This is a genomic window from Brachybacterium phenoliresistens (assembly GCF_039530785.1).
GTDB lineage: Bacteria > Actinomycetota > Actinomycetes > Actinomycetales > Dermabacteraceae > Brachybacterium > Brachybacterium phenoliresistens.
In genome coordinates, this window is sequence record NZ_BAAAOW010000002.1 from 276,730 (window position 1) to 300,592 (window position 23,863).

Below are 23,863 nucleotides of genomic sequence, written 5' to 3' on the forward strand. Positions count from 1 at the left end.
GGGCGCGGAGGCGCTGGGAACGGAGGTGCGCACGTGGGACATGACGCGGAGCGCACCGGTCCCGAGCGCACGTGCGTCGGCTGCCGCAAGGCCGCCCCCCGCGCGCAGCTGCTGCGCCTGGTCCGGGAGGAGACCCTCTCCGGAGCCGCGCCGCGCATCCGGTACGACCCCTCGCGGTCGGCACCCGGACGCGGGGCCTGGATCCACGCCGACGCGCAGTGCCTCGACCTCGCCATCACGCGGGGCGGCCTGGCCCGGTCCTTCCGGGGCGCGGTCGACACCGGGCTTCTCGTGGGAGACCTCGAGGAGCTCGCCCCCACCACATCGTGGAAAAGGTAGAAGAACCATGGACATCCGATGAGTACTCGAGCATGAGCACCCTCAGGAATTAATGGTCCGCGCCCTCTTGTCGGCCGGACCGAGACAGGAGAAATGTGGCTAAGGTCCGCGTCCACGAGCTCGCCAAGGAGCTCGGACAGCCGAGCAAGGTCGTTCTGCAGAAGCTGCAGGACATGGGCGAGTTCGTCCGCTCCGCCTCGTCGACCATCGAGGCACCCGTCGCCCGCCGTCTGCGCGAGCAGTTCCCCGGCGACTCCGCCGGCAGCTCCGGCGGCCCCGCAACCCCCAAGCCCGCCGGCGCCCCGCGCCCCGGCGGCCCGTCCGCGCCCAAGCCCGGCTCCAAGCCGGCGCCGCGCCCTGCCGCCGAGAAGCCCGCGGCCCCGGCCGCCGGATCGCCGGCGGAGCAGTCCGCTCCCCGCACCCCGGCCGCGGATCGCCCGCAGGCCGAGGAGCGCCCCGCCGCCCCGGCGCCGTCCGAGCGTCGTCCCGGCGCCCCCGCCGCCCGTCCCGGCGCGGCACCGCGTCCCGGAGCGCAGCCGAAGCCCGCTCCGGCGGCGGAGGAGCAGTCCGCGCCCCGCCCCGGCGGCGCCCCCAAGCCGGGCTCCGCGCCGCGTCCCGGCGGCTCCAACCGTCCGGGCAACAACCCCTTCGCCACCTCGCAGGGCATGCCCCGTCCGGGCGGCCCCCGTCCGCGCGGCGGCGGTGCCCCGCGCCCCGGCGGCGGTCCGGCCCGTCCGGGCAACAACCCCTTCGCGTCCTCGCAGGGCATGCCCCGTCCGGGCGGTCCGCGTCCGCAGCGCGGCGGGAACGACCAGTCCGCAGGCCGTCCGGCCCGCGGCGAGGGCGCGCCCCGTCCCGGCGGCGCCCCGCGTCCCGGCGGCGGTGCGCCCCGTCCGGGCATGCCGACCCCCGGCATCATGCGCCAGCACTCCTCCGGCGGTCTCGCCGACTCCCGTCAGGGCGGCGGAGCACGTCCCGCACCGGGCGGCCGCGGTCGTCCCGGTGCCGGCGGCGGCGGTCGTCCCGGCGGCGGTCCCGGCGGCGGCGGGGGCTTCCCCGGCGGCGGTGGCGGCTCGCTGCGCGCCGGCCGCGGCGGCCGCGGCAGCACCCAGGGCGCCTTCGGGCGCGGCGGCAAGCCGGCGCGCTCGCGCAAGTCGAAGCGCGCGAAGCGCCAGGAGTTCGAGCAGATGCAGGCGCCCGCCCCGGGCGGCGTGCAGGTCCCTCGCGGTGACGGCTCGACCGTGGTGCGCCTGCGCCGCGGCGCCTCGCTGACCGACTTCGCCGATCGCATCGACGTCAACCCCGCGTCGCTGATCACGGTGCTCTTCGCGATGGGCGAGATGGCCACGGCCACCCAGTCCCTGGACGAGGACACCTTCCAGCTGCTCGGCACCGAGCTCGGCTACAAGATCGAGATCGTCTCCCCGGAGGACGAGGAGCGCGAGCTGCTCGAGCAGTTCGACATCGACCTCGATGCCGAGCTCGAGGACGAGGACGACGAGGACCGCCTCCCGCGGCCGCCGGTCGTCACCGTCATGGGTCACGTCGACCACGGCAAGACCCGCCTGCTCGACACGATCCGCAGCTCGAAGGTGGCCGCCGGCGAGGCCGGGGGCATCACCCAGCACATCGGCGCCTACCAGGTGTCGGTGGAGCACGAGGGCGCCGACCGCGCGATCACCATCATCGACACGCCGGGCCACGAGGCCTTCACGGCCATGCGTGCCCGTGGCGCCCAGGTCACCGACATCGCGATCCTCGTGGTCGCGGCCGATGACGGCGTCATGCCGCAGACCATCGAGGCGCTCAACCACGCCCAGGCGGCGAACGTCCCGATCGTGGTTGCGATCAACAAGATCGACAAGGACGGCGCGAACCCGGACAAGATCCGCCAGCAGCTGACCGAGTACAACCTGATCGCCGAGGAGTACGGCGGCGACACCATGTTCGTCGAGGTCTCCGCCCTGGCGAACCTGAACATCGACGCGCTGCTCGAGGCCGTCCTGCTCACCGCGGACGCCGCGCTCGACCTGCGGGCGAACCCGGACAAGGACGCCCGCGGCGTCTCCATCGAGGCGAACCTGGACCGCGGTCGCGGCCCGGTCGCCACGGTGCTGGTCCAGCAGGGCACGCTGAAGGTCGGGGACTCGATCGTCTGCGGCTCCGGCTACGGCCGCGTGCGCGCCATGCTCGACGAGAACGGCGATGCGATCGACGAGGCGGGCCCGTCCCGTCCCGTCCAGGTGCTGGGTCTGACCTCGGTCCCCGGGGCCGGCGATTCCCTCCTGGTCGCCCCGGACGACCGCACCGCCCGCCAGATCGCCGAGAAGCGCGAGGCCGCCAAGCGTGCGGCCGCCCTGTCGAAGTCCCGCAAGCGCATCAGCCTCGAGGACATCAACAAGGCCATGGCCGAGGGCAAGGTCGAGACCCTCAACCTCATCCTCAAGGGCGATGCGGCGGGCTCCGTCGAGGCGCTCGAGGAGTCGCTGCTGGGCATCGACGTCGGCGAGGATGTGCAGCTGCGCATCATCGACCGCGGCGTCGGCGCGATCACGATGAACAACATCAACCTCGCCGTCGCCTCGGACGCCGTGATCATCGGCTTCAACGTGCGCGCGGAGGGCCAGAACGCGGAGTACGCCGACCGCGAGGGCGTGGAGATCAAGTACTACAGCGTGATCTACCGTGCCATCGAGGAGGTCGAGCAGGCTCTGCAGGGCATGCTCAAGCCGGAGTACGAGGAGGTCGAGACGGGCTCCGCGGAGATCCGCGACATCTTCCGGTCCTCCAAGTTCGGCAACATCGCCGGCTCCATCGTCCGCAGCGGGGAGATCCGTCGTGGGGCGAAGGCCAGGATCACCCGCAACGGCGTGGTGATCACGGAGAACCTCGAGATCGCGGGGCTGCGTCGCTTCAAGGACGACGTCACCGAGGTCCGCGAGGGATTCGAGTGCGGTATCAACCTCGGCTCCTTCAACGACCTGCAGCTCGAGGACGTCATCACCACCTACGAGATGCGCGAGAAGCCGCGCCAGGCCGGCGCGAAGTGACCGGTCGTGACGGGCGGTCCTCCGGGGCCGCCCGTCACGGGTCGCAGGCACCGGCGGGGCAGAGAGGGAGAGCCGCGTGAGCACGAGACTGCTCGCCCTGCGCGCCCCCTCGGCCAACCGCGTCTACACCGAGTCCGCAGGGCCTCTGTGCGTCCAGGAGGCGCACTGGGTCCTGCGGACCCGTTTCGCGGGCATCCGGGTGCGCGAGCGCACCCTCGCCGGGCTCGACCACCTGGAGATCACGGCCGATGCGCCCGTCCGGGAGCTCGTCCCCGTCGTCTCGACCCTGTCCGGCGTCATGGCGCTGTACGAGCCTGCCGAGCCGCCGGAGGCCGCGGGCGAGCCCGCGGACCAGGACCCGACGCCGCTCCTGCGACCGGTTCCGCTGGCGCCGGTGCTGCGCCATCCCAGCGATCTCGAGACCACCCTGAAGTATCCGGGCAAGACCAACGAGCAGTTCACCGCGCTGCTGATCAATACGGCCGCGGCGCTCAGCGAGCATCGCGATCGCCTGCTGGAGGGCAGCCTGACGCTGTTGGACCCCATGTGCGGTCGCGGCACCACCCTGAACCGTGCCCTGCGCCTGGGCCTGAGCCCGATCGGCGCGGAGCTGGACCGCAAGGACACCGACGCGTACCGCACGTTCCTGCTCACCTGGGCGCGCGGTCGCCGCTACCGGCACTCCTCCGATGCCCGCCGGCTCACCGTGCACGGCCGGACCATCGGCAGCCGGTTCGACGCGCAGCTGGCGCCGGACAAGCAGTCCCTGCGCGCCGGCGGCCAGAGCATCACCGTGCTCGGCTGCGACACCCTCGACCTCGGCCACGTGCTGCCCGACGGGCGCGTGGACGCCGTGGTCGCCGATCTCCCCTACGGCGTCCAGCACGGCGCGCATCACCGGGGCGCGGTGCGCCGCTCCCCGCTCGAGGTGCTCGCCGACGCCGCCCCGGTGTGGCGCCGGCTCATGCGTGCCGGCGCCGGCATGGCGCTGGCCGTGAACCGTCGCACCGCGCCGTACGCCGAGGCGCGCGCCGTGCTCGCCGAGGCCGGCCTGGACGTGGTCAGCGCCGACGGCGCCTTCCGCCACCGCGTGGACCAGGCCATCGACCGTGATGTGCTGCTGGCCGTACGCAGCGATCACCCCCGTGCCGAGGCGCTGCGTGCGCTCGGCGCCCCCGAGGAAAGGACCTCCCATGCATGAGAACCCCCGCGCCCGAAAGCTCGCCGATCGCATCAAGGTGATCGTGGCGACCGCCCTGGACACCCGGGTCAAGGACCCGCGCCTGGGCTTCGTGACGATCACCGACGTGCGCGTGACCGGCGACCTCCAGCACGCCTCCGTCTTCTACACCGTGTACGGCACCGAGGAGGAGCGCGAGGGCACGGCCGCCGCCCTGCGCAGCGCGACCGGCATGCTGCGCAGCGAGGTCGGCCGCCAGACGACCGTGCGCCTGACCCCCTCGCTCGAGTTCATCGCCGATGCGATCCCCGAGAACGCCCGGACCATCGACGACCTCCTGGTCGAGGCCCGTCATCGCGACGCGGAGCTCTCCGGCCTCAAGGAGGGCGCCCAGTACGCGGGGGAGGCGGATCCCTACCGCCAGCCGCGCGAGGACGACCCCGATCTCGAGGACGACGACCTCGAGGACGACGACCTGGACGAGGACGAGCACGACTCCGAGGATCGCGAGGGCGACGCCGAGGAGCCGCGCGCGTGAGTGCGCCCCACGGCGTCCTCCTGGTCGACAAGGCCCCCGACCGCACCAGCCACGACGTGGTCGCCCGCGTCCGCTGGCTGCTGGGGACGAAGAAGGTCGGGCACGCCGGCACCCTGGACCCGATGGCCACCGGCCTGCTGATCCTGGGGATCGGTCAGGGGACACGGCTGCTCACCCATCTGGTGGGGCTGCCCAAGACCTACACGGCGACGATCCGCCTGGGCGCCGCCACCACCACCGACGACCGCGAGGGCGAGCCGATCGGTCCGGCGCGTGACGCCTCCGGGATCTCCCTCGCACAGGTCGAGGCGGCGCTCGCACCGCTGCGCGGGGACATCCTCCAGGTGCCCTCGACGGTGAGCGCCATCAAGGTCGACGGGAAGCGGGCCTATGCCCGTGCCCGGGCGGGGGAGGACGTCCAGCTCGCCGCTCGTCCGGTGACGATCTCCCGCTTCGCGGTGACCGCGTCCCGGCGCGAGGGCGGCTTCCTCGACCTCGACGCGGTCGTCACCTGCAGCTCGGGCACGTACGTGCGCGCGCTCGCCCGCGACCTCGGGACGGCCCTCGGCGTCGGCGGGCACCTCACGGCGCTGCGCCGCGAGGAGGTCGGCCCCTTCCGCGTCGGCGAGTCCGTGCACGTCCCGGCGCGCGGCGAGGGCGACGACGTCGACCTGCCGCTGCTGGGCCTCGGCGCGGCGGCCTCCCGGGTGATGCCCACAGTGCCTGTCGACGAGGCCGCGGCTCGGGACCTGGGCCATGGGAAGCAGGTCCGCGCCCTGCGCCCCGCCGCGCCGGATGCCGCCCCCGCTGCGCCGGATTCCGCCCCCGCTGCGGCGGATGCCGCCGCAGGGTCGGCGGGGGAGAGCCCCCGGGCCGCCCTCGACCCGGCGGGGCACCTCGCCGCGGTCGTCCGCGAGGAGCCCGGGGACGGGCTGCTGCGCCCCGTCCTGGTGGTGCCTCCCGAGGCCCGCACCTGAGCCGACGCGGCCCGGTCTCCCGCCCGGCGCACCGCACGAACGCGAAGGGGCCCGATGATCCGCGGATCATCGGGGCCCTTCGGCGACCGGCGTGCGCCGGCGGGGCGATCAGTAGTGGACCTCCACGCGGGTGCCCTCGGACGCCCAGTCGTACAGCCACTTCGCATCGGAGACCGGCATGTTGATGCAGCCGTGCGAGCCGGAGTAGCCGAAGGACGAGCGCCACGGCGCGCCGTGGAAGGCGTACCCGTTGTGGAAGTACTGCACCCACGGGACGTCCTCGGTGTAGTAGTAGCGCGGGTCGTCCTCGCCGTACCGGGACGCGTTGGTCATGTCCTGGTTCTCGTAGCGGAGGTAGATCTCGTACGAGCCGGTGACCGTCTCGTAGTCCTTCTTCCCGTCGACCATCGAGCGCGGGCCCCACACCGGGGTGTCCCCGACGTAGGCGGTGACCGTCTTGTTGCTCAGATCCGCGTCGATCCACTTCTCGCCGGACGGCGTGGCCTTCTCGGTCGGCTCCGCACCGGGCGTCGCCGTGGAGCCCTCGGCGGGGGCGGTGGCCTCATCCGTCGGAGCCGTCGGCGCCTTCACCTGCGTGACCTCGGCGGGGGTGGTCGAGGTCTCGAAAGCGGCCTCGAGCGGGGTCCTGCCCTGCAGCGAGGCGATCAGCTCGTCGGAGACGGCGTCGGTGTTGGTGACCTTCAGGCCGTCCTCCTTCTCGGCGACGACCTTGACGACCTTGCCGGAGGCGTCGACCTGCTCGATGCCGTCCTTCGCCTCGACGCTGTCCTTCTCGGCGCGGGAGGACACCCAGTCGCGCACGGCGTCCTCGTCCACGGCGATCTGGAGGCCGTCGGCGGCCTCGGTGGGGACCACCGAGATCCACTCGCTGCGGCGCTCGGGGGAGACCTCGTGGGTCTCGCCGTCGGGACCGGCGATCGACATCGGCTGCTCGAGGATCGCGTCGATCTCGTCGACGACGGCCTGGGCCTCCTCGGTGGTGACCGCGGGGGCGATCTCCTCGATGGTCTGCTCGACGGAGAAGTCCTGCAGGGCCGGGGCGTTCTCGGTCACGGCGGAGACCAGCTCGGAGGGCTCGACGCCCTGGCCGGGCGTGCCCTCGACGACCTTCCAGGCCTCCTCGTCCTCGTCGTAGACGACCTGCGCGTCCACCGGGACGGTGCGGTCGGCGGGGACGAGGGAGGTCGCGTAGGCGGCGACGGCGGCCCGGTCCACGGAGACCACCGGCTCGACGGACCGCTCGCCCGACCAGGTCGAGGAGAGGACCTCGGGGATGGTGCCGTCGTGGTCGACGGCGCTCTGCGCGGTCGCCGGGGCGTCGACGCTGACGCCGAGATCGGCCAGGGTGGCCTCGTGGTCGGTGCCGTCGGCGGTCACGGTCACCGTGACGCCCTCGGCGCGCTCGGCGATGGCCGCGGCGATCTGCTCCGCGGTCTGGCCCGAGACGTCCTGTCCCAGCACCGTGGTCCCGGGCAGCGCCTTGCCGGCGTACTGCTTGGCGTAGGCGAAGGCGCCGCCGGTCAGGACGACGGCGATGACGGCCAGGATCGCCACCACGATGAGCACGAGGCGGCGTCGTCCGGATCGCGCGACGGGCCCTGTCGGGCCGCCGAGCGCCGCGGCGTCGGTCACGTTCGACATGGATACGTTCGCTTCCTGGCGGCATTCCCTCCGTCCGCACGCGGGCGCGCGTGCGGGGGCATCGGGGGTACTTCCCCTCAACCGCCTTTCCCGACCACGATACCGGACGGTCCCCCGCCCGCCACGTGGCCATGGCCACAGGCGCGGCACGTGTCCGCCGCCACGCCTGCGGCGCCGTGGGCGGCGCGGGCGCGGCGCGGCGCTACAGTGGTCTGCGGCCGGCCCGTGCCGGGCGCGACGCCGACGCACCCGCGACCGCGCGGGATCGCGGCCGCGACCCCTCCCGACGTCGCCGGGCCCCACCCGCCGCAAGGACAGGAACCATCCCGTGACACGCGCCCCCCTCTGGCACTCCCTCGAGGAGGTGCCCGCCGACCTCGGCGCGACCGCCGTCACCATCGGCAACTTCGACGGGGTCCACCTGGGCCATCGGGCCGTGCTGGAGCGGCTGCGCGCCGCCGCCGAGCAGCGCGGCCTGCGCCCCGTGGCCCTCACCTTCTGGCCCCATCCCCGCCACGTGATGGGGGATCCGGCCAGCACCCCGCTGATCACGGCCCACGAGGACCGCGACCGCCTCCTGCTGGGGACGGGGATCGCCGGCGTCCTGGACCTCGCCTTCACGGGGGAGTTCGCCCAGCACTCCGCCGACGACTTCGTGCGGATCTTCCTGGTCGAGGGGCTCGGCATGCGCTGCGTGGTCATGGGGGCCGACTCCCGCTTCGGCCGGGCCAACGAGGGCGACCTGACCACCATGCGCGAGCTGGCCGATCGCTACGGCTTCGACGTGGTGCTGGTCGAGGACCAGGGCCACGAGGAGCTCACCGGGACGTCGCCCGAGCAGGTCGGACCGGACGGCATCGCGGAGATCGGCGGCGCGCAGGTCCGCCGCGACCGGGTCTCCTCCTCCGAGATCCGCACCGCGCTGCTGGACGGGGACGTCGGCACCGCGGCTTCGATGCTGGGTCGCTTCCACACGGTCGCCGACGTGGTCCACCACGGCTTCAAGCGCGGCCGCGAGCTGGGCTTCCCGACCGCGAACCTCGGGCCGGTGCCGCGGGGGCTGGTCCCCGCCGACGGCGTCTACACCGGGCTGCTCTCCGTGATCGAGCAGGCGCCCGAGCACCGGGGCACGCCGCCCCTGTCGCGCGCCGCGGCGACCATCTCCATCGGCACCAACCCCACCTTCCCCAGCGAGGACGGCATCGCCCCGCGCATGGTCGAGGCGTACGTCCACGGCGACCACGACCTCGATCTCTACGGGGACCTGGTCGTCCTCGAGTTCGTCGCACGGCAGCGCCCGACGGTCACCTTCGAGACCGTGGAGGCGCTCGTCGAGCAGATGGAGCGGGACAAGGACGTGACCCGCCGCACCCTCGCGTCGCTCCCCGGCCTGGACGGCCCGCGTCCCTGATACGATTCTGGCGCCGTGAATTCGGCCGCGGAGGGGCGCGCATCCACCTCGTCGCCCTGCTCGGCCGTCGTTCGGTCCGCAGCGCAGCGAGGGGTGCCCCGCTCAGAGAGCCCGGGAGAACAGGCCCCGGCGCGCCGCGCAACGACCGAGGGAGAGAGCATGGCTTTCGATACTGCCACCAAGCAGGAGATCATCAAGGAGTACGGCACGAGCGAGGGCGACACGGGCTCGCCCGAGGTCCAGATCGCGCTCCTGACGCACCGCATCACCTACCTGACCGAGCACCTCAAGACCCACAAGCACGACCACCACAGCCGACGGGGTCTGATGCTGCTGGTCGGCCAGCGCAAGCGGCTTCTGCAGTACCTGCAGAACGTCGAGATCGAGCGGTACCGTTCGCTGATCCAGCGACTCGGCATCCGCCGATGACCTCCAGCCGCCGCTCGCCCTCCGGGGCGGGCGGCGGCTCGGTTCCCACCCCCTGAATCCAGACACCCCGCCCCCGGACCAGGTTCGGTCCTCGGCAGAGACCTGCGGAACCCGCGACAGCGGAGCGTCCGCGCGCCTCTGACGATGGCCGCACCGGCAGGGGCACCCATCCCCTCCAGAGGAGCAGCCCATGGCCATGGAAGGCCCTGAGATCACCGCAACCACCGCTGTCATCGACAACGGTTCCTTCGGCCGCCGCGAGGTCCGCTTCGAGACCGGCCGTCTCGCCCAGCAGGCCGCCGGCGCCGTCGCCGTCTACCTCGACGACGACACGATGGTGCTGTCGGCGACCGCCGTCTCGAACCGTCCCAAGGACCAGTTCGACTTCTTCCCGCTCACCGTCGACGTCGAGGAGCGCATGTACGCCGCGGGCCGCATCCCCGGCTCGTTCTTCCGTCGCGAGGGCCGTCCCGGCACCGACGCGATCCTCGCCTGCCGTCTCACCGACCGCCCGCTGCGCCCGGCCTTCGTCAAGGGCCTGCGCAACGAGGTCCAGGTCGTCCTGACCGTCATGGCCTGCGCCCCCGAGGACGCCTACGACGTCGTCGGCATCAACGGCGCCTCCGCCTCCACCCAGATCTCGGGCCTGCCGTTCTCCGGCCCGATCGGCGGCGTGCGCATCGCGCTGATCCCGACCGCCTCGGGCGGCCAGTGGGTCGCGTTCCCGACCTTCGCCCAGCTGGACGAGGCCGTCTTCTCGATGGTGGTCGCCGGTCGCATCGTCGAGGACGCCGAGGGCGGCTCCGACGTGGCGATCATGATGGTCGAGGCCGAGGCCACCGACAACTCCTGGTCGCTCATCAAGGAGCAGGGCGCCATCGCCCCCACCGAGGACGTCGTCGCCGAGGGCCTCGAGGCCTCGAAGATCTTCATCCGCGCGCTCTGCGAGGCGCAGAAGGAGCTCGCCGCGGCCGCCGCGAAGCCGGTGCGCGAGTTCCCGCTGTTCCTGGACTACCAGGACGACGCCTACGAGATCGTCGCCGAGGCCGCCACCGAGCGCCTGGCCGGCGTCATGGCGATCGCCGGGAAGCAGGAGCGCGAGACCGCCACCGAGGAGCTCCTCGCCGCCGTCACCGCCGAGCTCTCCGAGAAGCTCGAGGGGCGCGAGAAGGAGATCACCGGCGCGTTCCGGGCCCTGACCAAGAAGGTCGTGCGCAACCGCGTGCTCACCGAGGGCGTCCGCATCGACGGCCGCGGGCTGCGCGACATCCGCCAGCTCTCCGCCGAGGTCGAGGTCATCCCGCGCGTGCACGGCTCGGCGCTGTTCGAGCGCGGCGAGACCCAGATCCTGGGCGTCACCACGCTGAACATGCTCAAGATGGAGCAGCAGATCGACTCGCTGTCCCCGGTGACGCACAAGCGCTACGTGCACCACTACAACTTCCCGCCCTTCTCGACCGGCGAGACCGGTCGGGTCGGCTCCCCGAAGCGTCGCGAGATCGGCCACGGCATGCTCGCCGAGCGCGCCATCACCCCGGTGCTGCCGGGCCGCGAGGAGTTCCCCTACGCGATCCGCCAGGTGTCCGAGGCGCTCGGCTCCAACGGCTCGACCTCCATGGGCTCCGTCTGCGCCTCGACCCTGTCGCTGCTGAACGCCGGTGTGCCCCTGCGGGCCCCCGTCGCCGGCATCGCCATGGGCCTGATCTCCGACACCGTGGACGGGGAGACCCGCTACGCGGCCCTCACCGACATCCTCGGTGCGGAGGACGCCTTCGGCGACATGGACTTCAAGGTCGCCGGCACCAGCGAGTTCGTCACCGCGATCCAGCTGGACACGAAGCTCGACGGCATCCCCGCCTCCGTGCTCGCCGGCGCCCTGTCGCAGGCCCGCGAGGCGCGCCTGGCGATCCTGGACGTGCTCGGCGAGGCGATCGACGTCCCTGACGAGATGAGCCCGAACGCCCCGCGCGTCCTGGCGGTCACCATCCCCGTCGACAAGATCGGCGCGGTCATCGGCCCCAAGGGCCAGATGATCAACCAGATCCAGGACGACACCGGCGCGGACATCTCCATCGAGGACGACGGCACCGTCTACATCGGCGCCACCGACGGCCCGTCCGCGGAGGCGGCCCGCAGCGCGGTCAACGCCATCGCGAACCCGCAGGTGCCCGAGGTCGGCGAGCGCTACCTCGGCACCGTCGTGCGCGTGGTCGACTTCGGCGCCTTCGTCTCCCTCACCCCGGGCAAGGACGGGCTGCTGCACGTCACCCAGCTGCGCAAGATGAACGACGGCCGCCGCGTGGAGAACGTGGAGGACGTCGTGTCCGTCGGCACCAAGGTCGAGGTCGAGATCCGCGAGATCGACGCCCGCGGCAAGATCAGCCTCGCCGTCGTCGAGGACGACAAGCCCGAGGCCGAGGCGCAGCCGGAGACCGCTGCCGCCGAGTGACCCCGCCGGCCCCCGCGGATGCCGCGGAGGCCCGACGCGAGATGACGAGAGCCGTCCCGCGAGATGACCGATGCCGTCGCGTGAACCCCGGTTCGCGCGACGGCATCCGTCGTCATAGGGCGCGGGCCCCTGAGCGCCGGGAGGTCCGGGAGCGGGAGGCCGGAGGGCCGAGCCCGAGGGGGAGAGGCGATCGGGCGGCCCGACCGCCGCGTCGATCACACTGGGCCTGATGCGCGCGCCCCGAGCGCCGTCCGCGTGGGATCATCGGATGATGCCTCTCGACCTGCCCCTGGACACGCCCGGCTCCGATCTCGTGCTCGATGCGGAGGCGGGGATCCGACGGAGCCTCCTGCCCGGCGGCGTGCGTCTGCTGACGCAGACGGATCGCTCGGTGCGCAGCGCGAGCGTCGGCTTCTGGCTCCCCGTGGGCTCGCGCGACGAGTCCCCGCAGCACGCCGGCTCCACGCATGTGCTCGAGCATCTGCTGTTCAAGGGCACGGACCGGCGCAGCGCCATGGACATCGCCGCCGCCTTCGACGAGGTCGGCGGGGAGTCCAACGCCGTCACCGCGAAGGAGCACACCTTCTACTACGGCCGGGTGCGCAGCACCGACGTGCCGATGGCTGTGGACGTGCTCACCGACATGATCACCTCCAGCCGTCTGGCCGACGAGGCCCTCGAGACGGAGCGCGAGGTCATCCTCGAGGAGCTCGCCATGGCCGCCGACGATCCGGGGGACATCGGCTACGAGACCTTCCTCGAGCAGGTCATCGGCCCCGGCACCGCGCTGGGCCGGCCCGTCGGCGGGACGGCGGAGACCGTCAGCGCCCTCGGCGGCGCAGACGTCCGCGACCACTACCGCCAGCACTACCGCCCCGACACCCTGGTGGTGACCGCCGTCGGCGACGTCGACCACGACGGGCTGCGGGACCTGGTGCTCGAGCGCCTCGCCGCCGGCGGGTGGGAGCTGCCGGATTCCGCCGCGCCCGCCCCGCGCCCCGCGCCCGCGGACCTGCCGGAGCGCGACGGGACCGCGCAGGTGCTGGACCTCGCCCCGCACCGCCTGGTCCGCGACACCGAGCAGGTGCACGTGTACCTCGGCGGGCCGGGGCTGAGCGCCACCGATCCCGCGCGCCACACGATGAACGTGCTCATGTCGATCCTCGGGGGCGGCATGTCCTCGCGGCTGTTCCAGCACATCCGCGAGGAGCGCGGGCTGGCCTACAGCGTGTACTCGTTCAGCGGCGGCTACCGGGAGGCGGGCCTGTTCGGCCTGTACGCGGCCTGCCGTCCGTCCCGCACCGAGGAGGTCGTGGCCCTGCTGCGCGAGGAGCTCGCCGAGCTCGGGCGCACCGGCCCCACCCCGGAGGAGATGCGCCGCGCCCTCGGCCAGATCACCGGCTCCCTCGCCCTGGGCCTGGAGGACACCACCAGCCGCATGGGCCGCCTAAGCAGCACCGAGCTGATCCACGGCCGCTACGCGAGCGTCGATGAGACGATCTCCCGCATCGCCGCCGTGACCGAGCACGATGTCCGGGAGCTCGCGGAGCGGCTCGCCGGATCCTTCACCACCCGCGTGGACATCGGCCCCGCCGCCTGAGAGCCTCGTGCGGGAGACCGGCGGCGCCGGCTCCCACCCCCGAACCGCACTCCTCGCCCCCTCCCGGCCGCCGCCGCGGCCGTCACCGGAAGGACCGCCGATGACCAGCACCCCCCTCCCCGTCGCCGTGCTCGGAGCCGCCGGCCGCATGGGCCGCGAGGCCTGCCGCGCCGTCGAGGACGCCGCCGATCTCGAGCTCGTCGCGAGCATCGGCCGCGGCGACGACCTCGAGGCCGTCGCCGAGGCCGGGGCGCAGGTCGTCGTCGACCTCACCGTCCCGTCGGCGGCCAAGGGCAACGTCCTGTGGGCGATCGAGCACGGCATGCACGCCGTGGTGGGGACCACCGGCTGGGACGAGCAGTCCCTGGGCGAGGTCCGCTCCGCCCTCGCGGGCGCCCCGGGGCTCGGCGTGCTGATCGCCCCGAACTTCGCCATCGGCGCGGTGCTGGCCATGCGCTTCGCGGAGATCGCGGCCCGGTACTACGAGAGCGCCGAGATCGTCGAGCTGCACCACCCCGCCAAGGTGGACGCCCCCTCCGGCACGGCGCGCCACACCGCCGGGGCGATCGCCCGCGGCCGCGCCGCGGCGGGCCTGGGGCCCGTGCCCGATGCCACCGAGCAGGATCCGGACGGGGCCCGCGGGGCGGTCGTGGACGGCATCCATGTGCACGCGGTGCGCCTGCGCGGCCTGGTCGCCCACGAGGAGGTCCTGTTCGGCGGGACGGGGGAGCAGTTCACCCTGCGCCACGACTCCTTCGACCGCGTCAGCTTCATGCCCGGCGTGCTGCTGGGCATCCGCGAGGTCTCCCGTCATCCCGGCCTGACCGTCGGTCTGGACGGCTACATGGACCTGGGCTGAGGCACGGATGCTCCATCGGATCTTCGTCGGCGTCCTGGTGGCGATCTCCGCCGCCTACTGCTGGGGACTGCTGTGGCTGGCCTGGGGATTCTCCCGCGCCGGCGGGCTCATCGGCTGGGGCCTCGCCGCAGGCGTGATGATCCTGCTGGTCCTGACGCTGTGGGTGATCTGGCGCGAGCTGCTGTTCGGCATGGCCGCCGCGCGGCTGAACCGGCGGTACCGGGAGTCGTCGCCGACGCCCGCAGAGCCGGGACCCGACCACGCCGAGGCCGCACCCGACTGCGGTGCGGACGGCGCGGCCGATGGGCGCGAGGAGTTCGAGAAGGCGCGCAGCGCCCTGCAGAACGGCGAGGAGGACTGGCGGGCCTGGTTCCGCCTCGCGCTCGCCTACGAGGGCCTGCGGGACCGCAAGCAGGCCCGCGCCGCGGTGCGCCGCGCCATCGCCCTCGACCGCGGCCGCTGAGGCCCGCGCCCGCCGGCTCGGGGCCTCCGGCGGATCCGCCCGAGGACGCCGGTGTGAGAGCGTAGGGGCATGGCTCAGACCTCCGCCGGCCCGGCGCCGTCCACCGTTCCCGCGCCGGTTCCCGCGACCGCCGCCGATGCCGAGCTCGACCTCGCCGCCGACGTGCTCCTGCTGGACATGGACGGGACGCTGATCGACTCCGGCCCGGCCGTCGAGCGGTCGTGGAACGCGCTGTTCGCGGAGCTGGGCAGTGCGCGCACCTTCGACCACTCCCTCCACGGCGTCCCCGGCATGCAGGTCCTGGCCGAGGTGTTCCCCGACCTGGGGCCCGCCGAGCGGGAGGCCGCCTACCGCCGGGTGCTGGACCTCGAGATGGCCGACGTCTCCGAGATCCGGGTGCTGCCGGGGACCCGCCGCGTGCTCGAGGAGCTCGACGCCGCGGCGGCAGAGCTCGGCCGCAGCACCTGGACGATCGTCACCTCCTGCGCCCGCCCCCTGTTCGAGGCCCGATGGGCCGTGACCGGCCTGCCCGTCCCGGCGCAGATGGTCACGGCGGACCAGGTCTCGCGCGGGAAGCCGGACCCGGAGCCGTACCTGCTCGGGGCGAGCCGCCTGGGCGTCGATCCGGGCCGGGCCCTCGTGGTCGAGGACTCCCTGGGCGGTCTGCGCTCCGCCCGCGCCGCCGGATCGTCCTCGCTGGCGGTGACGACCACGTCCCCGGCCGCGGCGCTCGCGCCGCTGGCCGACGCCGTGGTCCGCGACCTGGACGACGTGAGGGTCGCCGTCGAGGGCTCCGCGCTGCGGATCCGCCGCCGCCGCGCCTGACCCGTCCTCCGCGTGGGATCGCCGACAGCTCCGCGCCGGTGATCCTGCGGAGCCGGGGCCCGCACCTGCACTACCCTTGGGGGCAATCAGCGACACACCGGCAGAGCCTGCCAAGGAGGACACATGAGCAGTGACGACGCCATTCCCGCGCGCCCCTTCGGTGCGGTCGGGACCGCCATGGTCACGCCCCTGACTCCCGATGCCTCCGGCCTCGACCTCGACGCCGCGCAGCGCACCGCCGCGCATCTCGTCGAGCACGGCAACGACCTGCTGGTGCTCGGGGGCACGACGGGGGAGTCCCCGACCGTCTCCGACGCCGAGAAGCTGGAGCTCGTGCGCGCCGTGCGCGAGGCGGTCGGCGATCGGGCGACCCTGGTCGCGGGCGTCGGCTCGAACGACACCCGCCACAGCGTCGAGCTGGCCCGGGCCAGCGCCGAGCTCGAGATCGACGGCGTCATGGTCGTCACCCCGTACTACTCCAAGCCCTCCCAGGAGGGCATCGTCGCCCACACCCGCGCGGTGGCCGATGCCACCGACCTGCCGGTGATGCTGTACGACATCCCCGGCCGCGCCGGCGTGGGGCTGTCGACGGACACCCTGCTGACCCTCGCCGAGCACGAGCGGATCGTCGCGGTCAAGGACGCCAAGGGGGACCTGCACCAGGCCACCGTCGTGATGGCGCGCTCGGGCCTGGCCTACTACTCCGGCGAGGACGCGCTGAACCTCGCCTGGCTCGCCCTCGGCGCCGCGGGCGTCGTCTCCGTGGTGGGACATGCCGCCCCGCGCCTCGAGGCGGACCTGGTGCAGGCCGTGGACGCGGGCGACCTCGCGCACGCCCGTGCGATCAGCGCGCGCCTGGCCCCGCTGGTCGAGGCCCTCATGGACCGCATCCCCGGCGTCACCGCCGCCAAGACCGCGCTGATGCTGCAGGGCGTGCTCCCGCACGCCGCCGTGCGCCTGCCGCTGGTCGCCCCGAACCCCGAAGAGGTCGCCGACCTCGCCGCCACGCTCGGCGCGGCGGACGGCATCCCGCCGCTGACCCGCCAGCCCTGAGGAGAACACCCTGTGAGCACCGCTTTCACCGAGCGACGGAACCAGCCCCCGAAGCTGCGCCAGGACACCATGCGGGTGATCCCCCTGGGCGGGCTGGGGGACGTGGGCCGCAACATGGCGGTGATCGAGTACGCCGGGCGGCTGCTCGTGATCGACTGCGGAGTGCTCTTCCCCGAGGAGACCCAGCCCGGAGTCGACCTGATCCTGCCGGACTTCGACCACATCACCGACCGCCTCGACGACATCTCCGCGATCGTCCTCACCCACGGACACGAGGACCACATCGGCGCCGTCCCCTACCTGCTGCGCCTGAAGCCGGACATCCCGCTGGTCGGCAGCCAGCTCACGCTCGCCTTCATCGAGGCGAAGCTCAAGGAGCACCGCATCACGCCGTACACCCTCGCCGTCGCCGAGGGGCAGAGCGAGCAGCTGGGTCCCTTCGACCTCGAGTTCGTCGCGGTCAACCACTCGATCCCCGACGCGCTGGCCGTGCACGTGTCCACCCCCGCCGGCACCATCCTGCACACGGGCGACTTCAAGATGGACCAGCTGCCGCTGGACGGCCGCATCACCGATCTGCGCGCCTTCGCGAGGCTCGGCGAGAAGGGCGTGGACCTGTTCATGGTCGACTCCACCAACGCCGAGGTCCCCGGCTTCACCGTCGCCGAGCGCGAGATCGGGCCCGTGATGGACGCGATCTTCGCGCGCGCCCAGCAGAAGATCGTCGTCGCCTCGTTCTCGAGCCATGTCCATCGCGTCCAGCAGGTGCTCGACGCCGCCGAGCGCCACGGGCGCCGGGTCGCCTTCGTGGGCCGGTCGATGGTGCGCAACATGGGCATCGCCGCGGAGATGGGATACCTGCGGGTCCCGCCGAACATCCTCGTGGACGTCCGCAAGATCGACGACCTGCCCGATGACCGGGTCGTGCTCATGTGCACCGGATCCCAGGGCGAGCCGATGGCGGCGCTGGGCCGCATCGCCAACCGCGACCATCGCGTCGAGGTGGGGGAGGGCGACATCGTCATCCTGGCCTCCTCCCTGATCCCCGGCAACGAGAACTCCGTCTTCCGGGTGATCAACGGCCTGCTCGCCCTCGGCGCCGAGGTCGTCCACAAGGGCAACGCCAAGGTCCACACCTCCGGCCACGCCAGCGCGGGGGAGCTGCTGTACTGCTACAACATCGTGCGCCCGAAGAACGTGATGCCGGTGCACGGCGAGGTCCGCCACCTCATCGCCAACGGCCGCATCGCCGAGGCCACCGGCGTGCCCCACGAGAACGTGATCCTCGCGCGCGACGGCCACGTGGTGGACCTCCGCGACGGGAAGGCCACCGTCGTCGGCGAGATCCCCAACGGCTACGTCTACGTGGACGGCTCGAGCGTCGGCGAGATCTCCGAGGCCGATCTCAAGGATCGCCGCATCCTCGGCGACGAGGGATTCATCTCCCTGTTCGCCGTCGTGAACTCCGAGACCGGCGCGCTCATCGCCGGTCCGGAGATCCACGCCCGCGGCGTCGCCGAGGACGACCAGGTCTTCGAGCGCATCAAGCCCGACATCGTCAAGGCCCTCGAGCAGGCGGTCGCCGACCAGTCCAACCGCCGCGACACCTATCAGCTGCAGCAGGTCATGCGCCGGGTGGTGGGCCGCTACGTCTCCCAGCGCCTGCGCCGGCGGCCGATGATCATCCCCGTGGTCATCGAGTCCTGACACCTCCGCCCCGCCCCGGCGCGCCTCCGCATCGCCCCGGCGCGCGGCGGCCGGGCCGGGATGCGGGGCCGGCGGGCCCCGGCCGGCGCGGCGGGTCCGCGGGCCCCCGGAGCGATTCGCTCCGGGCCCCGCGCGGCGCCGCGCGGTAGATTGGGGACCATGGCGACACGTACGTCTTCCCCCGCACGTGCGTCGAAGGGCTCGTCCCGGACCTCCTCCGCCCGTTCCGCTCGCGGTTCCGGCGGCGGGGTCCACGATCCGTCGACGCTCCCGCTCCCGGTGCGCGCAGTGCGCTCCGGGTACCTCGGCATCGCCCGCGGCATCGGCGGGTTCGTCCGCGCGATCGGCGTGGCCCGCTGGGAGGTCGAGCACGAGCAGCGCCGCGACGGGTACGCCCTGTTCCTCCTGCTGCTGGCCGGCCTGATCGCCGTCCGGGAGTGGTGGCAGGTGCCCGGCGCCTTCTTCGACGTCGTGCACGTGGTGGCCGCCGGCACCTTCGGCATCGCCTCGGTCGCCCTGCCGCTGCTGCTGGCCGGCTGGGCGCTGCGCATGTTCCGCCGACCGGACCTGGTGCGGGCCAACACGCGCGTGTTCCTGGGCATCGCCATCCTGGTCACCGCGATCTCCGCGATCGCCTCGGTGAGCGCGAAGATGCCCGCCCCGGCCGACGGCATCGACGCCCTCGCCCGCGGCGGGGGAGTGCTCGGCTACCTGGGGGCGGCGCCGCTGGCGGCGCTGGTCCCGCCCGTCGCCGTCATCGTCGTGTACTCCGTGGTCATCGTGTTCGGCGCGCTGGTGCTGACCGCGACCCCGGTGGAGTCGATCCCTCAGCGCCTGCGCGGGGTGTACGACCTGCTGGTGGGCCGGAGCGAGGACGAGGACGCCGAGCGGGAGAGCTTCGGCCTGCGCCCGCGTCGCCCCGACCCGGCCGTCCACGAGGCCGAGACCACCGTGCAGAAGGCGCCGCGCTCGCGCCGCCGGTCGCGGCGCGAGAAGGAGGCCCAGGAGGCCGCCGACGCCGCCCGGGACCACGACGAGTTCGGCTACGCCGGCGATGCCGCCTTCGACCAGGGGATCCTGGACGAGAAGGCCGCCGCCGGGGCCCGCGCCGGCGCCGGGCGCAAGCGCCCCGCCCCGCGCACCCGTCCCGCCGCGCCGGCCGCGGAGGACGATCCCGCGACCGAGGTCTTCGACGTGGTCGCCGACGAGAACCAGCGCGCCAAGTCCTTCCCGCCGGCGACCGCGCCGCTGCCTGCGGCCGAGCGTGCCGCCTCGCCTGCGGCGGCCGCTGCCGCGCCCGCTCCGACCCGCCCGGTCCGCGCCGCGGAGCCGGAGGTCGAGGAGAAGGCCGAGCTGGTCCCGCCGCCGATGGGCGACCTGCCGCGCGCCGGCGAGCAGCTCGAGCTGTCCGGCGACATCGTCTACACCCTCCCGGAGTCCTCGTACCTGCTCGAGGGGCCGCCGCACAAGACCCGCTCCGAGGCCAACGAGCGCGTGGTCGCGGCGCTGGCCGAGGTCTTCGAGCAGTTCAACGTCAACGCCGAGGTCGTCGGGTTCTCCCGCGGGCCGACGGTCACCCGGTACGAGGTCGAGCTCGCCCCCGGCACCAAGGTCGAGAAGGTCACGGCCCTGGACAAGAACATCTCCTACGCCGTGGCCAGCTCCGATGTCCGCATCCTCTCGCCCATCCCGGGCAAGAAGGCCATCGGCATCGAGATCCCCAACGCCGATCGCGAGACGGTGGCCCTGGGCGACGTGCTGCGCGCCCCGGTCGCCACCCGCAACGAGCACCCCATGGTGATGGGCGTGGGCAAGGACGTCGAGGGCGGCTACGTCGTCGCGAACCTCGCCAAGATGCCCCACCTGCTGGTCGCCGGCGCCACCGGATCCGGCAAGTCGAGCCTCGTCAACGCGATGATCACCTCGATCCTCATGCGCGCGACCCCCGAGGACGTGCGGATGGTGCTGGTGGACCCCAAGCGCGTCGAGCTGACCATCTACGAGGGCATCCCGCACCTCATCACGCCGATCATCACCAACCCCAAGAAGGCCGCGGAGGCCCTCGAATGGGTCGTCAAGGAGATGGACGCGCGCTACGACGACCTGGCCACGTTCGGGTTCAAGCACATCGACGACTTCAACAAGGCCGTCCGCGCCGGGGAGGTCACCGTCCCGGCGGGCAGCGAACGGCGCCTGGCGCCCTATCCGTACCTGCTGGTCGTCGTCGACGAGCTCGCCGACCTCATGATGGTCGCCCCCCGGGACGTCGAGGCCTCCATCCAGCGCATCACCCAGCTCGCGCGCGCCGCCGGCATCCACCTGATCCTGGCCACGCAGCGGCCCTCGGTGGACGTCGTCACCGGCATCATCAAGGCCAACGTCCCCAGCCGCCTCGCCTTCGCGACCTCGTCGCTGCAGGACTCCCGCGTCATCCTGGACACCCCCGGCGCGGAGAAGCTCATCGGCCAGGGCGACGCCCTGTTCCATCCCATGGGCAAGTCCAAGCCGATGCGCGTCCAGGTCGCCTGGGTCAACGAGTCGGAGATCCACAAGGTCGTCGACCACGTCAAGACGCAGATGAAGCCGACCTACCGCGAGGACGTCACCGTCACCGCGGCCAAGAAGCAGATCGACGACGACATCGGGGACGACCTCGACGTGCTGCTGCAGGCGGCCGAGCTCGTGGTCACCACCCAGTTCGGATCGACCTCCATGCTCCAGCGCAAGCTGCGCGTGGGCTTCGCCAAGGCCGGTCGTCTGATGGACCTGCTCGAGTCGCGGGAGATCGTCGGCCCCTCCGAGGGGTCGAAGGCGCGCGACGTGCTCGTGCATCCCGACGACCTCGCCGGTGCCATCGCGCGCATCACCGGCGGCGACGAGCCGTCCGCGGCGCCTGCCGCGCCGGCCCCCGCCGCAGCGCCGGAGGCGCCCGACGCCGCCGCCGATTCCGACCGCTACGGGGAGGATCCGCTGGCGCACGACACCGGCGACGTCGCCCCCGACTACTACGACGACGTCGACGGGGACTCCGACGACGGCGACGACGCCTGGCAGCTGACCGGGCGCTGAGCGCCCGGTCCGGGACCCGGCCGCCCCGGGACGAAGGAGCACAGATGACCACGAACGACCAGGCGCCCCCGGTGCCCCTGTGGAACATCGCGAACATCCTCACGATGGTCCGCTGCGCGATGGTGCCGGTGCTCGTCGTGCTCGCGATCCTGTACCCCGACACGGTCGGCGGTCGACTTCTGATCACCGCCGTGTTCGTGGTCGCGATGATCACCGATTTCCTGGACGGGCATCTGGCCCGCAGCCGAGGCCTGATCACCGACTTCGGGAAGATCGTCGACCCCATCGCCGACAAGGCCATGACCGGCGCCGCGCTGGTCATGCTGTCGGTGTGGGACTACGTGCCCTGGTGGATGACCGTGCTGATCCTGGTGCGCGAGTTCGGGATCACGATCATGCGCTTCACGATCCTGAAGTACGGGGCGCTGCCGGCGAACATGGCCGGCAAGGCCAAGACGATGGTGCAGACCATCGCCATCACCTTCTGCCTGCTGCCCTTCGAGCTGTGGTGGGGCCCGGCGCGGTGGATCGGTCTGGCCCTCGTGCTGCTGGCCGTGGTCCTCACCGTCTGGTCGGGAGCCGTGAACCTCAAGGACGGCCTGCGCCTGCGCCGGGAGGCGCTGGCCCGGGGCGCGGGAGCATGAGCGATCAGGACCTCCCGGCAGGACCTGACCTGGTCATCGCCCGGGCCTCCGCCGCAGGGCTCATGATCGCCACCGCCGAGTCGCTCACCGGAGGCGCGCTCGTCTCGCGTCTGGTGGACGTCCCCGGCGCGAGCCGCTGCCTGGCCGGCGGCGCCGCCTGCTACTCGTACACCGCCAAGTCCCGGGTGCTCGGGGTCGACGCCGCCATGCTCGAGCGCGACGGGGCCGTCAACGAGGCCACGGCGCGCCAGATGGCCGAGGGCGCGCTGGACGCCTATGCGGCCGATGTGGCGGTCTCCACCACCGGGGTGGCCGGGCCGGGCCCCGACGGCCGCGGCGTGCCGGCCGGCACGGTCCACATCGCCGTGGCGCGCCGCGGGGGCGGGACCCGGGCGCTCGTGCTGCAGCTGGACGGCGACCGGACGGAGGTCCGCGCGCAGGCCGTCGCCGCCGCCCTGGACGCTCTCGCCCGCGCCCTGCCCAAGGTCCCCGCCACGGCCTGAGACCGCCGGCGCCGCGCCCTCCGGCCGCGCCGGAAGGTCGCCCGGGTCACCTCCGGGGCCCCGGGGGACCGGACGGTCCCGGCACGCGATGCCGGGGCTGCGACCAGGCACGGCACCGCCCGCGGGAGGCTCTGTGTGAACGGGCACAGTGTTCTCCCACGGCGGAGCACTAGGATCGGGAACACTCGTGAGGCGCTTCGCGTTGGAGCTGGTGTGATGAGCACGATGACCACCATGACCAGTCCTCGGTCCACCCGCCCGGCTTCCGGCCGGGGGATCGCTGCTCCGGGCCGTCGACCCCTGCGGTCCCTGCCGACGACGAAGATCGCACGAGCCGACGACCACGCGGCGCCGAGCGCGCCGCACGACGCCAGGAAAGGAGGCCGCCCCGTGGTCCTCTTCCGACAGGAGCTCGGAGACGTCCTGCGCGACGCCCGTCGTGCCCAGGGCCGTACGCTGCGCCAGGTCTCCTCGGACGCCCGGGTCTCCCTGGGCTACCTCAGCGAGATCGAGCGCGGCCAGAAGGAGGCCTCCAGCGAGCTGCTGACCTCCGTGACCGGCGCGCTGGGCCTTCCGCTGTCCTTCGTGCTGCGCGAGGTCTCCGAGCGCATCGCGATCGCCGAGGGCGTGGCCGTCCCGGACACCGTCCCGGACGACCTCGCCGGGCACGCCCCCAGCCTCGTGGGCGCCCGCTGAGGTGCGGCGCAGCGAGTTCGACGAGCTGGCCGACCACGTGTTCGGCCGCGTGCTCGCGGTGACCTACCGCCGGGACGTCGTGCTCGAGGAGGTCGGCGGTCTGACCGCCGAGAGCGCCCTCGAGCAGGGCGTCCCGGTGCGCGCGGTCTGGACCGCGCTGTGCGACGCGATGGACGTCCCGGAGCGCGACCGCTGGGAGGTCCCGCAGGAGGCCCGCCGCCGCTGACGGCCTCCGCAGGATCCGACACGCCCGGCGTGTCGGAGGGCAGAGGTCGCATCTCGAACAGGTGTTCGGGTACTGTGGGTCGCAGACGACCGGCGGGCCCGGACCGATGCAGCCTCCGCTGCTCCTCCCCAGCACGGGGTTCTCCACAGCGGGGGCAGGCTGCGGCTCGACTGTCGGAACGCC

20 protein-coding genes are annotated in these 23,863 nt (G+C 73.2%); 19 read left to right on the forward strand and 1 reads right to left on the reverse strand.

Features of this window, described 5'->3' with window-relative positions; translation table 11 throughout:
• Positions 1 to 33 precede the first annotated feature (33 nt).
• The 5 genes from ABD234_RS05710 (at position 34) to truB (ending at position 6,084) form a co-directional block, all read left to right on the forward strand.
• Positions 34 to 339 carry a YlxR family protein gene (locus ABD234_RS05710; protein ID WP_344354578.1) on the forward strand — a complete coding sequence of 102 codons (306 nt, stop codon included), beginning with the start codon at positions 34 to 36 and terminating at the stop codon, positions 337 to 339.
• A 95-nt stretch (positions 340 to 434) separates the two neighbouring features.
• Positions 435 to 3,389 carry a translation initiation factor IF-2 gene (gene infB / locus ABD234_RS05715; protein WP_344354579.1) on the forward strand — a complete coding sequence of 985 codons (2,955 nt, stop codon included), beginning with the start codon at positions 435 to 437 and terminating at the stop codon, positions 3,387 to 3,389.
• Positions 3,390 to 3,465: 76 nt separating this feature from the next.
• A complete protein-coding gene (locus ABD234_RS05720; protein WP_344354580.1) occupies positions 3,466 to 4,590 on the forward strand; it encodes a TRM11 family SAM-dependent methyltransferase in 1,125 nt (374 codons plus the stop codon).
• The gene (rbfA, locus tag ABD234_RS05725; protein ID WP_038372461.1) at positions 4,583 to 5,107 is read left to right on the forward strand and encodes a 30S ribosome-binding factor RbfA; all 525 of its coding nucleotides are present in this window, start codon (positions 4,583 to 4,585) and stop codon (positions 5,105 to 5,107) included. Before ABD234_RS05720 ends, rbfA begins: the two co-directional genes overlap by 8 nt.
• Positions 5,104 to 6,084, forward strand: a complete 981-nt coding sequence (truB, locus tag ABD234_RS05730; protein WP_344354581.1) for a tRNA pseudouridine(55) synthase TruB — start codon at positions 5,104 to 5,106, stop codon at positions 6,082 to 6,084. Before rbfA ends, truB begins: the two co-directional genes overlap by 4 nt.
• A 108-nt stretch (positions 6,085 to 6,192) precedes the next feature.
• On the opposite strand, the gene ABD234_RS05735 is transcribed toward truB, so the two are convergent.
• Positions 6,193 to 7,746, reverse strand: a complete 1,554-nt coding sequence (locus ABD234_RS05735; protein ID WP_038372464.1) for a L,D-transpeptidase family protein — start codon at positions 7,744 to 7,746, stop codon at positions 6,193 to 6,195.
• A 328-nt stretch (positions 7,747 to 8,074) separates the two neighbouring features.
• On the opposite strand from ABD234_RS05735, the gene ribF reads away from it, so the two are divergent.
• From ribF to ABD234_RS05805, 14 genes are all read left to right on the forward strand, one after another.
• A complete protein-coding gene (gene ribF, locus ABD234_RS05740) occupies positions 8,075 to 9,157 on the forward strand; it encodes a bifunctional riboflavin kinase/FMN adenylyltransferase (protein WP_344354583.1) in 1,083 nt (360 codons plus the stop codon).
• 159 nt (positions 9,158 to 9,316) lie between these two features.
• Complete coding sequence (gene rpsO / locus ABD234_RS05745; protein WP_038372468.1) at positions 9,317 to 9,586, forward strand: 30S ribosomal protein S15; 270 nt, start codon at positions 9,317 to 9,319, stop codon at positions 9,584 to 9,586.
• A gap of 196 nt (positions 9,587 to 9,782) precedes the next feature.
• Positions 9,783 to 12,035 (forward strand): polyribonucleotide nucleotidyltransferase, encoded by a 2,253-nt coding sequence (locus ABD234_RS05750; RefSeq protein WP_344354818.1) that lies wholly within the window; start codon positions 9,783 to 9,785, stop codon positions 12,033 to 12,035.
• Positions 12,036 to 12,306: 271 nt separating this feature from the next.
• Positions 12,307 to 13,635: a M16 family metallopeptidase gene (locus ABD234_RS05755; RefSeq protein ID WP_344354586.1), complete on the forward strand. Its 1,329-nt coding sequence runs from the start codon at positions 12,307 to 12,309 to the stop codon at positions 13,633 to 13,635.
• A gap of 100 nt (positions 13,636 to 13,735) precedes the next feature.
• Positions 13,736 to 14,494, forward strand: coding sequence for a 4-hydroxy-tetrahydrodipicolinate reductase (dapB, locus tag ABD234_RS05760; protein ID WP_038372469.1), 759 nt, complete (start codon positions 13,736 to 13,738; stop codon positions 14,492 to 14,494).
• Between the two features lie 7 nt (positions 14,495 to 14,501).
• Positions 14,502 to 14,957, forward strand: coding sequence for a hypothetical protein (locus ABD234_RS05765; protein ID WP_038372471.1), 456 nt, complete (start codon positions 14,502 to 14,504; stop codon positions 14,955 to 14,957).
• Between the two features lie 69 nt (positions 14,958 to 15,026).
• A complete protein-coding gene (locus tag ABD234_RS05770; RefSeq protein ID WP_038372473.1) occupies positions 15,027 to 15,782 on the forward strand; it encodes an HAD family hydrolase in 756 nt (251 codons plus the stop codon).
• Positions 15,783 to 15,905: 123 nt separating this feature from the next.
• Positions 15,906 to 16,835, forward strand: a complete 930-nt coding sequence (dapA, locus tag ABD234_RS05775) for a 4-hydroxy-tetrahydrodipicolinate synthase (RefSeq protein ID WP_038372475.1) — start codon at positions 15,906 to 15,908, stop codon at positions 16,833 to 16,835.
• A gap of 69 nt (positions 16,836 to 16,904) precedes the next feature.
• The gene (locus tag ABD234_RS05780; RefSeq protein ID WP_051486846.1) at positions 16,905 to 18,542 is read left to right on the forward strand and encodes a ribonuclease J; all 1,638 of its coding nucleotides are present in this window, start codon (positions 16,905 to 16,907) and stop codon (positions 18,540 to 18,542) included.
• Between the two features lie 279 nt (positions 18,543 to 18,821).
• Complete coding sequence (locus ABD234_RS05785) at positions 18,822 to 21,611, forward strand: FtsK/SpoIIIE family DNA translocase (RefSeq protein ID WP_038372477.1); 2,790 nt, start codon at positions 18,822 to 18,824, stop codon at positions 21,609 to 21,611.
• Positions 21,612 to 21,655: 44 nt separating this feature from the next.
• A complete protein-coding gene (gene pgsA / locus ABD234_RS05790; protein WP_038372479.1) occupies positions 21,656 to 22,255 on the forward strand; it encodes a CDP-diacylglycerol--glycerol-3-phosphate 3-phosphatidyltransferase in 600 nt (199 codons plus the stop codon).
• Complete coding sequence (locus ABD234_RS05795) at positions 22,252 to 22,758, forward strand: CinA family protein (RefSeq protein WP_051486829.1); 507 nt, start codon at positions 22,252 to 22,254, stop codon at positions 22,756 to 22,758. The genes pgsA and ABD234_RS05795 overlap by 4 nt, the downstream gene beginning before the upstream one ends.
• Positions 22,759 to 23,148: 390 nt before the next feature.
• Positions 23,149 to 23,454, forward strand: coding sequence for a helix-turn-helix domain-containing protein (locus tag ABD234_RS05800; RefSeq protein WP_038372481.1), 306 nt, complete (start codon positions 23,149 to 23,151; stop codon positions 23,452 to 23,454).
• A 1-nt stretch (position 23,455) separates the two neighbouring features.
• Positions 23,456 to 23,680, forward strand: a complete 225-nt coding sequence (locus ABD234_RS05805; RefSeq protein WP_038372484.1) for a DUF3046 domain-containing protein — start codon at positions 23,456 to 23,458, stop codon at positions 23,678 to 23,680.
• The last annotated feature ends 183 nt before the right edge of the window (positions 23,681 to 23,863 follow it).

What these genes read in the sequence shown, in the direction of transcription:
- dapB (WP_038372469.1), top strand. Translation starts at nt 13,736, where the DNA reads ATGACCAGCACCCCCCTCCCCGTCGCCGTGCTCGGAGCCGCCGGCCGC.
- ABD234_RS05765 (WP_038372471.1), top strand. Translation starts at nt 14,502, where the DNA reads ATGCTCCATCGGATCTTCGTCGGCGTCCTGGTGGCGATCTCCGCCGCC.
- rpsO (WP_038372468.1), top strand. Translation starts at nt 9,317, where the DNA reads ATGGCTTTCGATACTGCCACCAAGCAGGAGATCATCAAGGAGTACGGC.
- dapA (WP_038372475.1), top strand. Translation starts at nt 15,906, where the DNA reads ATGAGCAGTGACGACGCCATTCCCGCGCGCCCCTTCGGTGCGGTCGGG.
- ABD234_RS05770 (WP_038372473.1), top strand. Translation starts at nt 15,027, where the DNA reads ATGGCTCAGACCTCCGCCGGCCCGGCGCCGTCCACCGTTCCCGCGCCG.
- ABD234_RS05755 (WP_344354586.1), top strand. Translation starts at nt 12,307, where the DNA reads ATGCCTCTCGACCTGCCCCTGGACACGCCCGGCTCCGATCTCGTGCTC.
- ABD234_RS05780 (WP_051486846.1), top strand. Translation starts at nt 16,905, where the DNA reads ATGCGGGTGATCCCCCTGGGCGGGCTGGGGGACGTGGGCCGCAACATG.
- rbfA (WP_038372461.1), top strand. Translation starts at nt 4,583, where the DNA reads ATGCATGAGAACCCCCGCGCCCGAAAGCTCGCCGATCGCATCAAGGTG.
- ABD234_RS05735 (WP_038372464.1), bottom strand. Translation starts at nt 7,746, where the DNA reads ATGTCGAACGTGACCGACGCCGCGGCGCTCGGCGGCCCGACAGGGCCC.
- pgsA (WP_038372479.1), top strand. Translation starts at nt 21,656, where the DNA reads ATGACCACGAACGACCAGGCGCCCCCGGTGCCCCTGTGGAACATCGCG.
- ABD234_RS05750 (WP_344354818.1), top strand. Translation starts at nt 9,783, where the DNA reads ATGGAAGGCCCTGAGATCACCGCAACCACCGCTGTCATCGACAACGGT.
- ABD234_RS05795 (WP_051486829.1), top strand. Translation starts at nt 22,252, where the DNA reads ATGAGCGATCAGGACCTCCCGGCAGGACCTGACCTGGTCATCGCCCGG.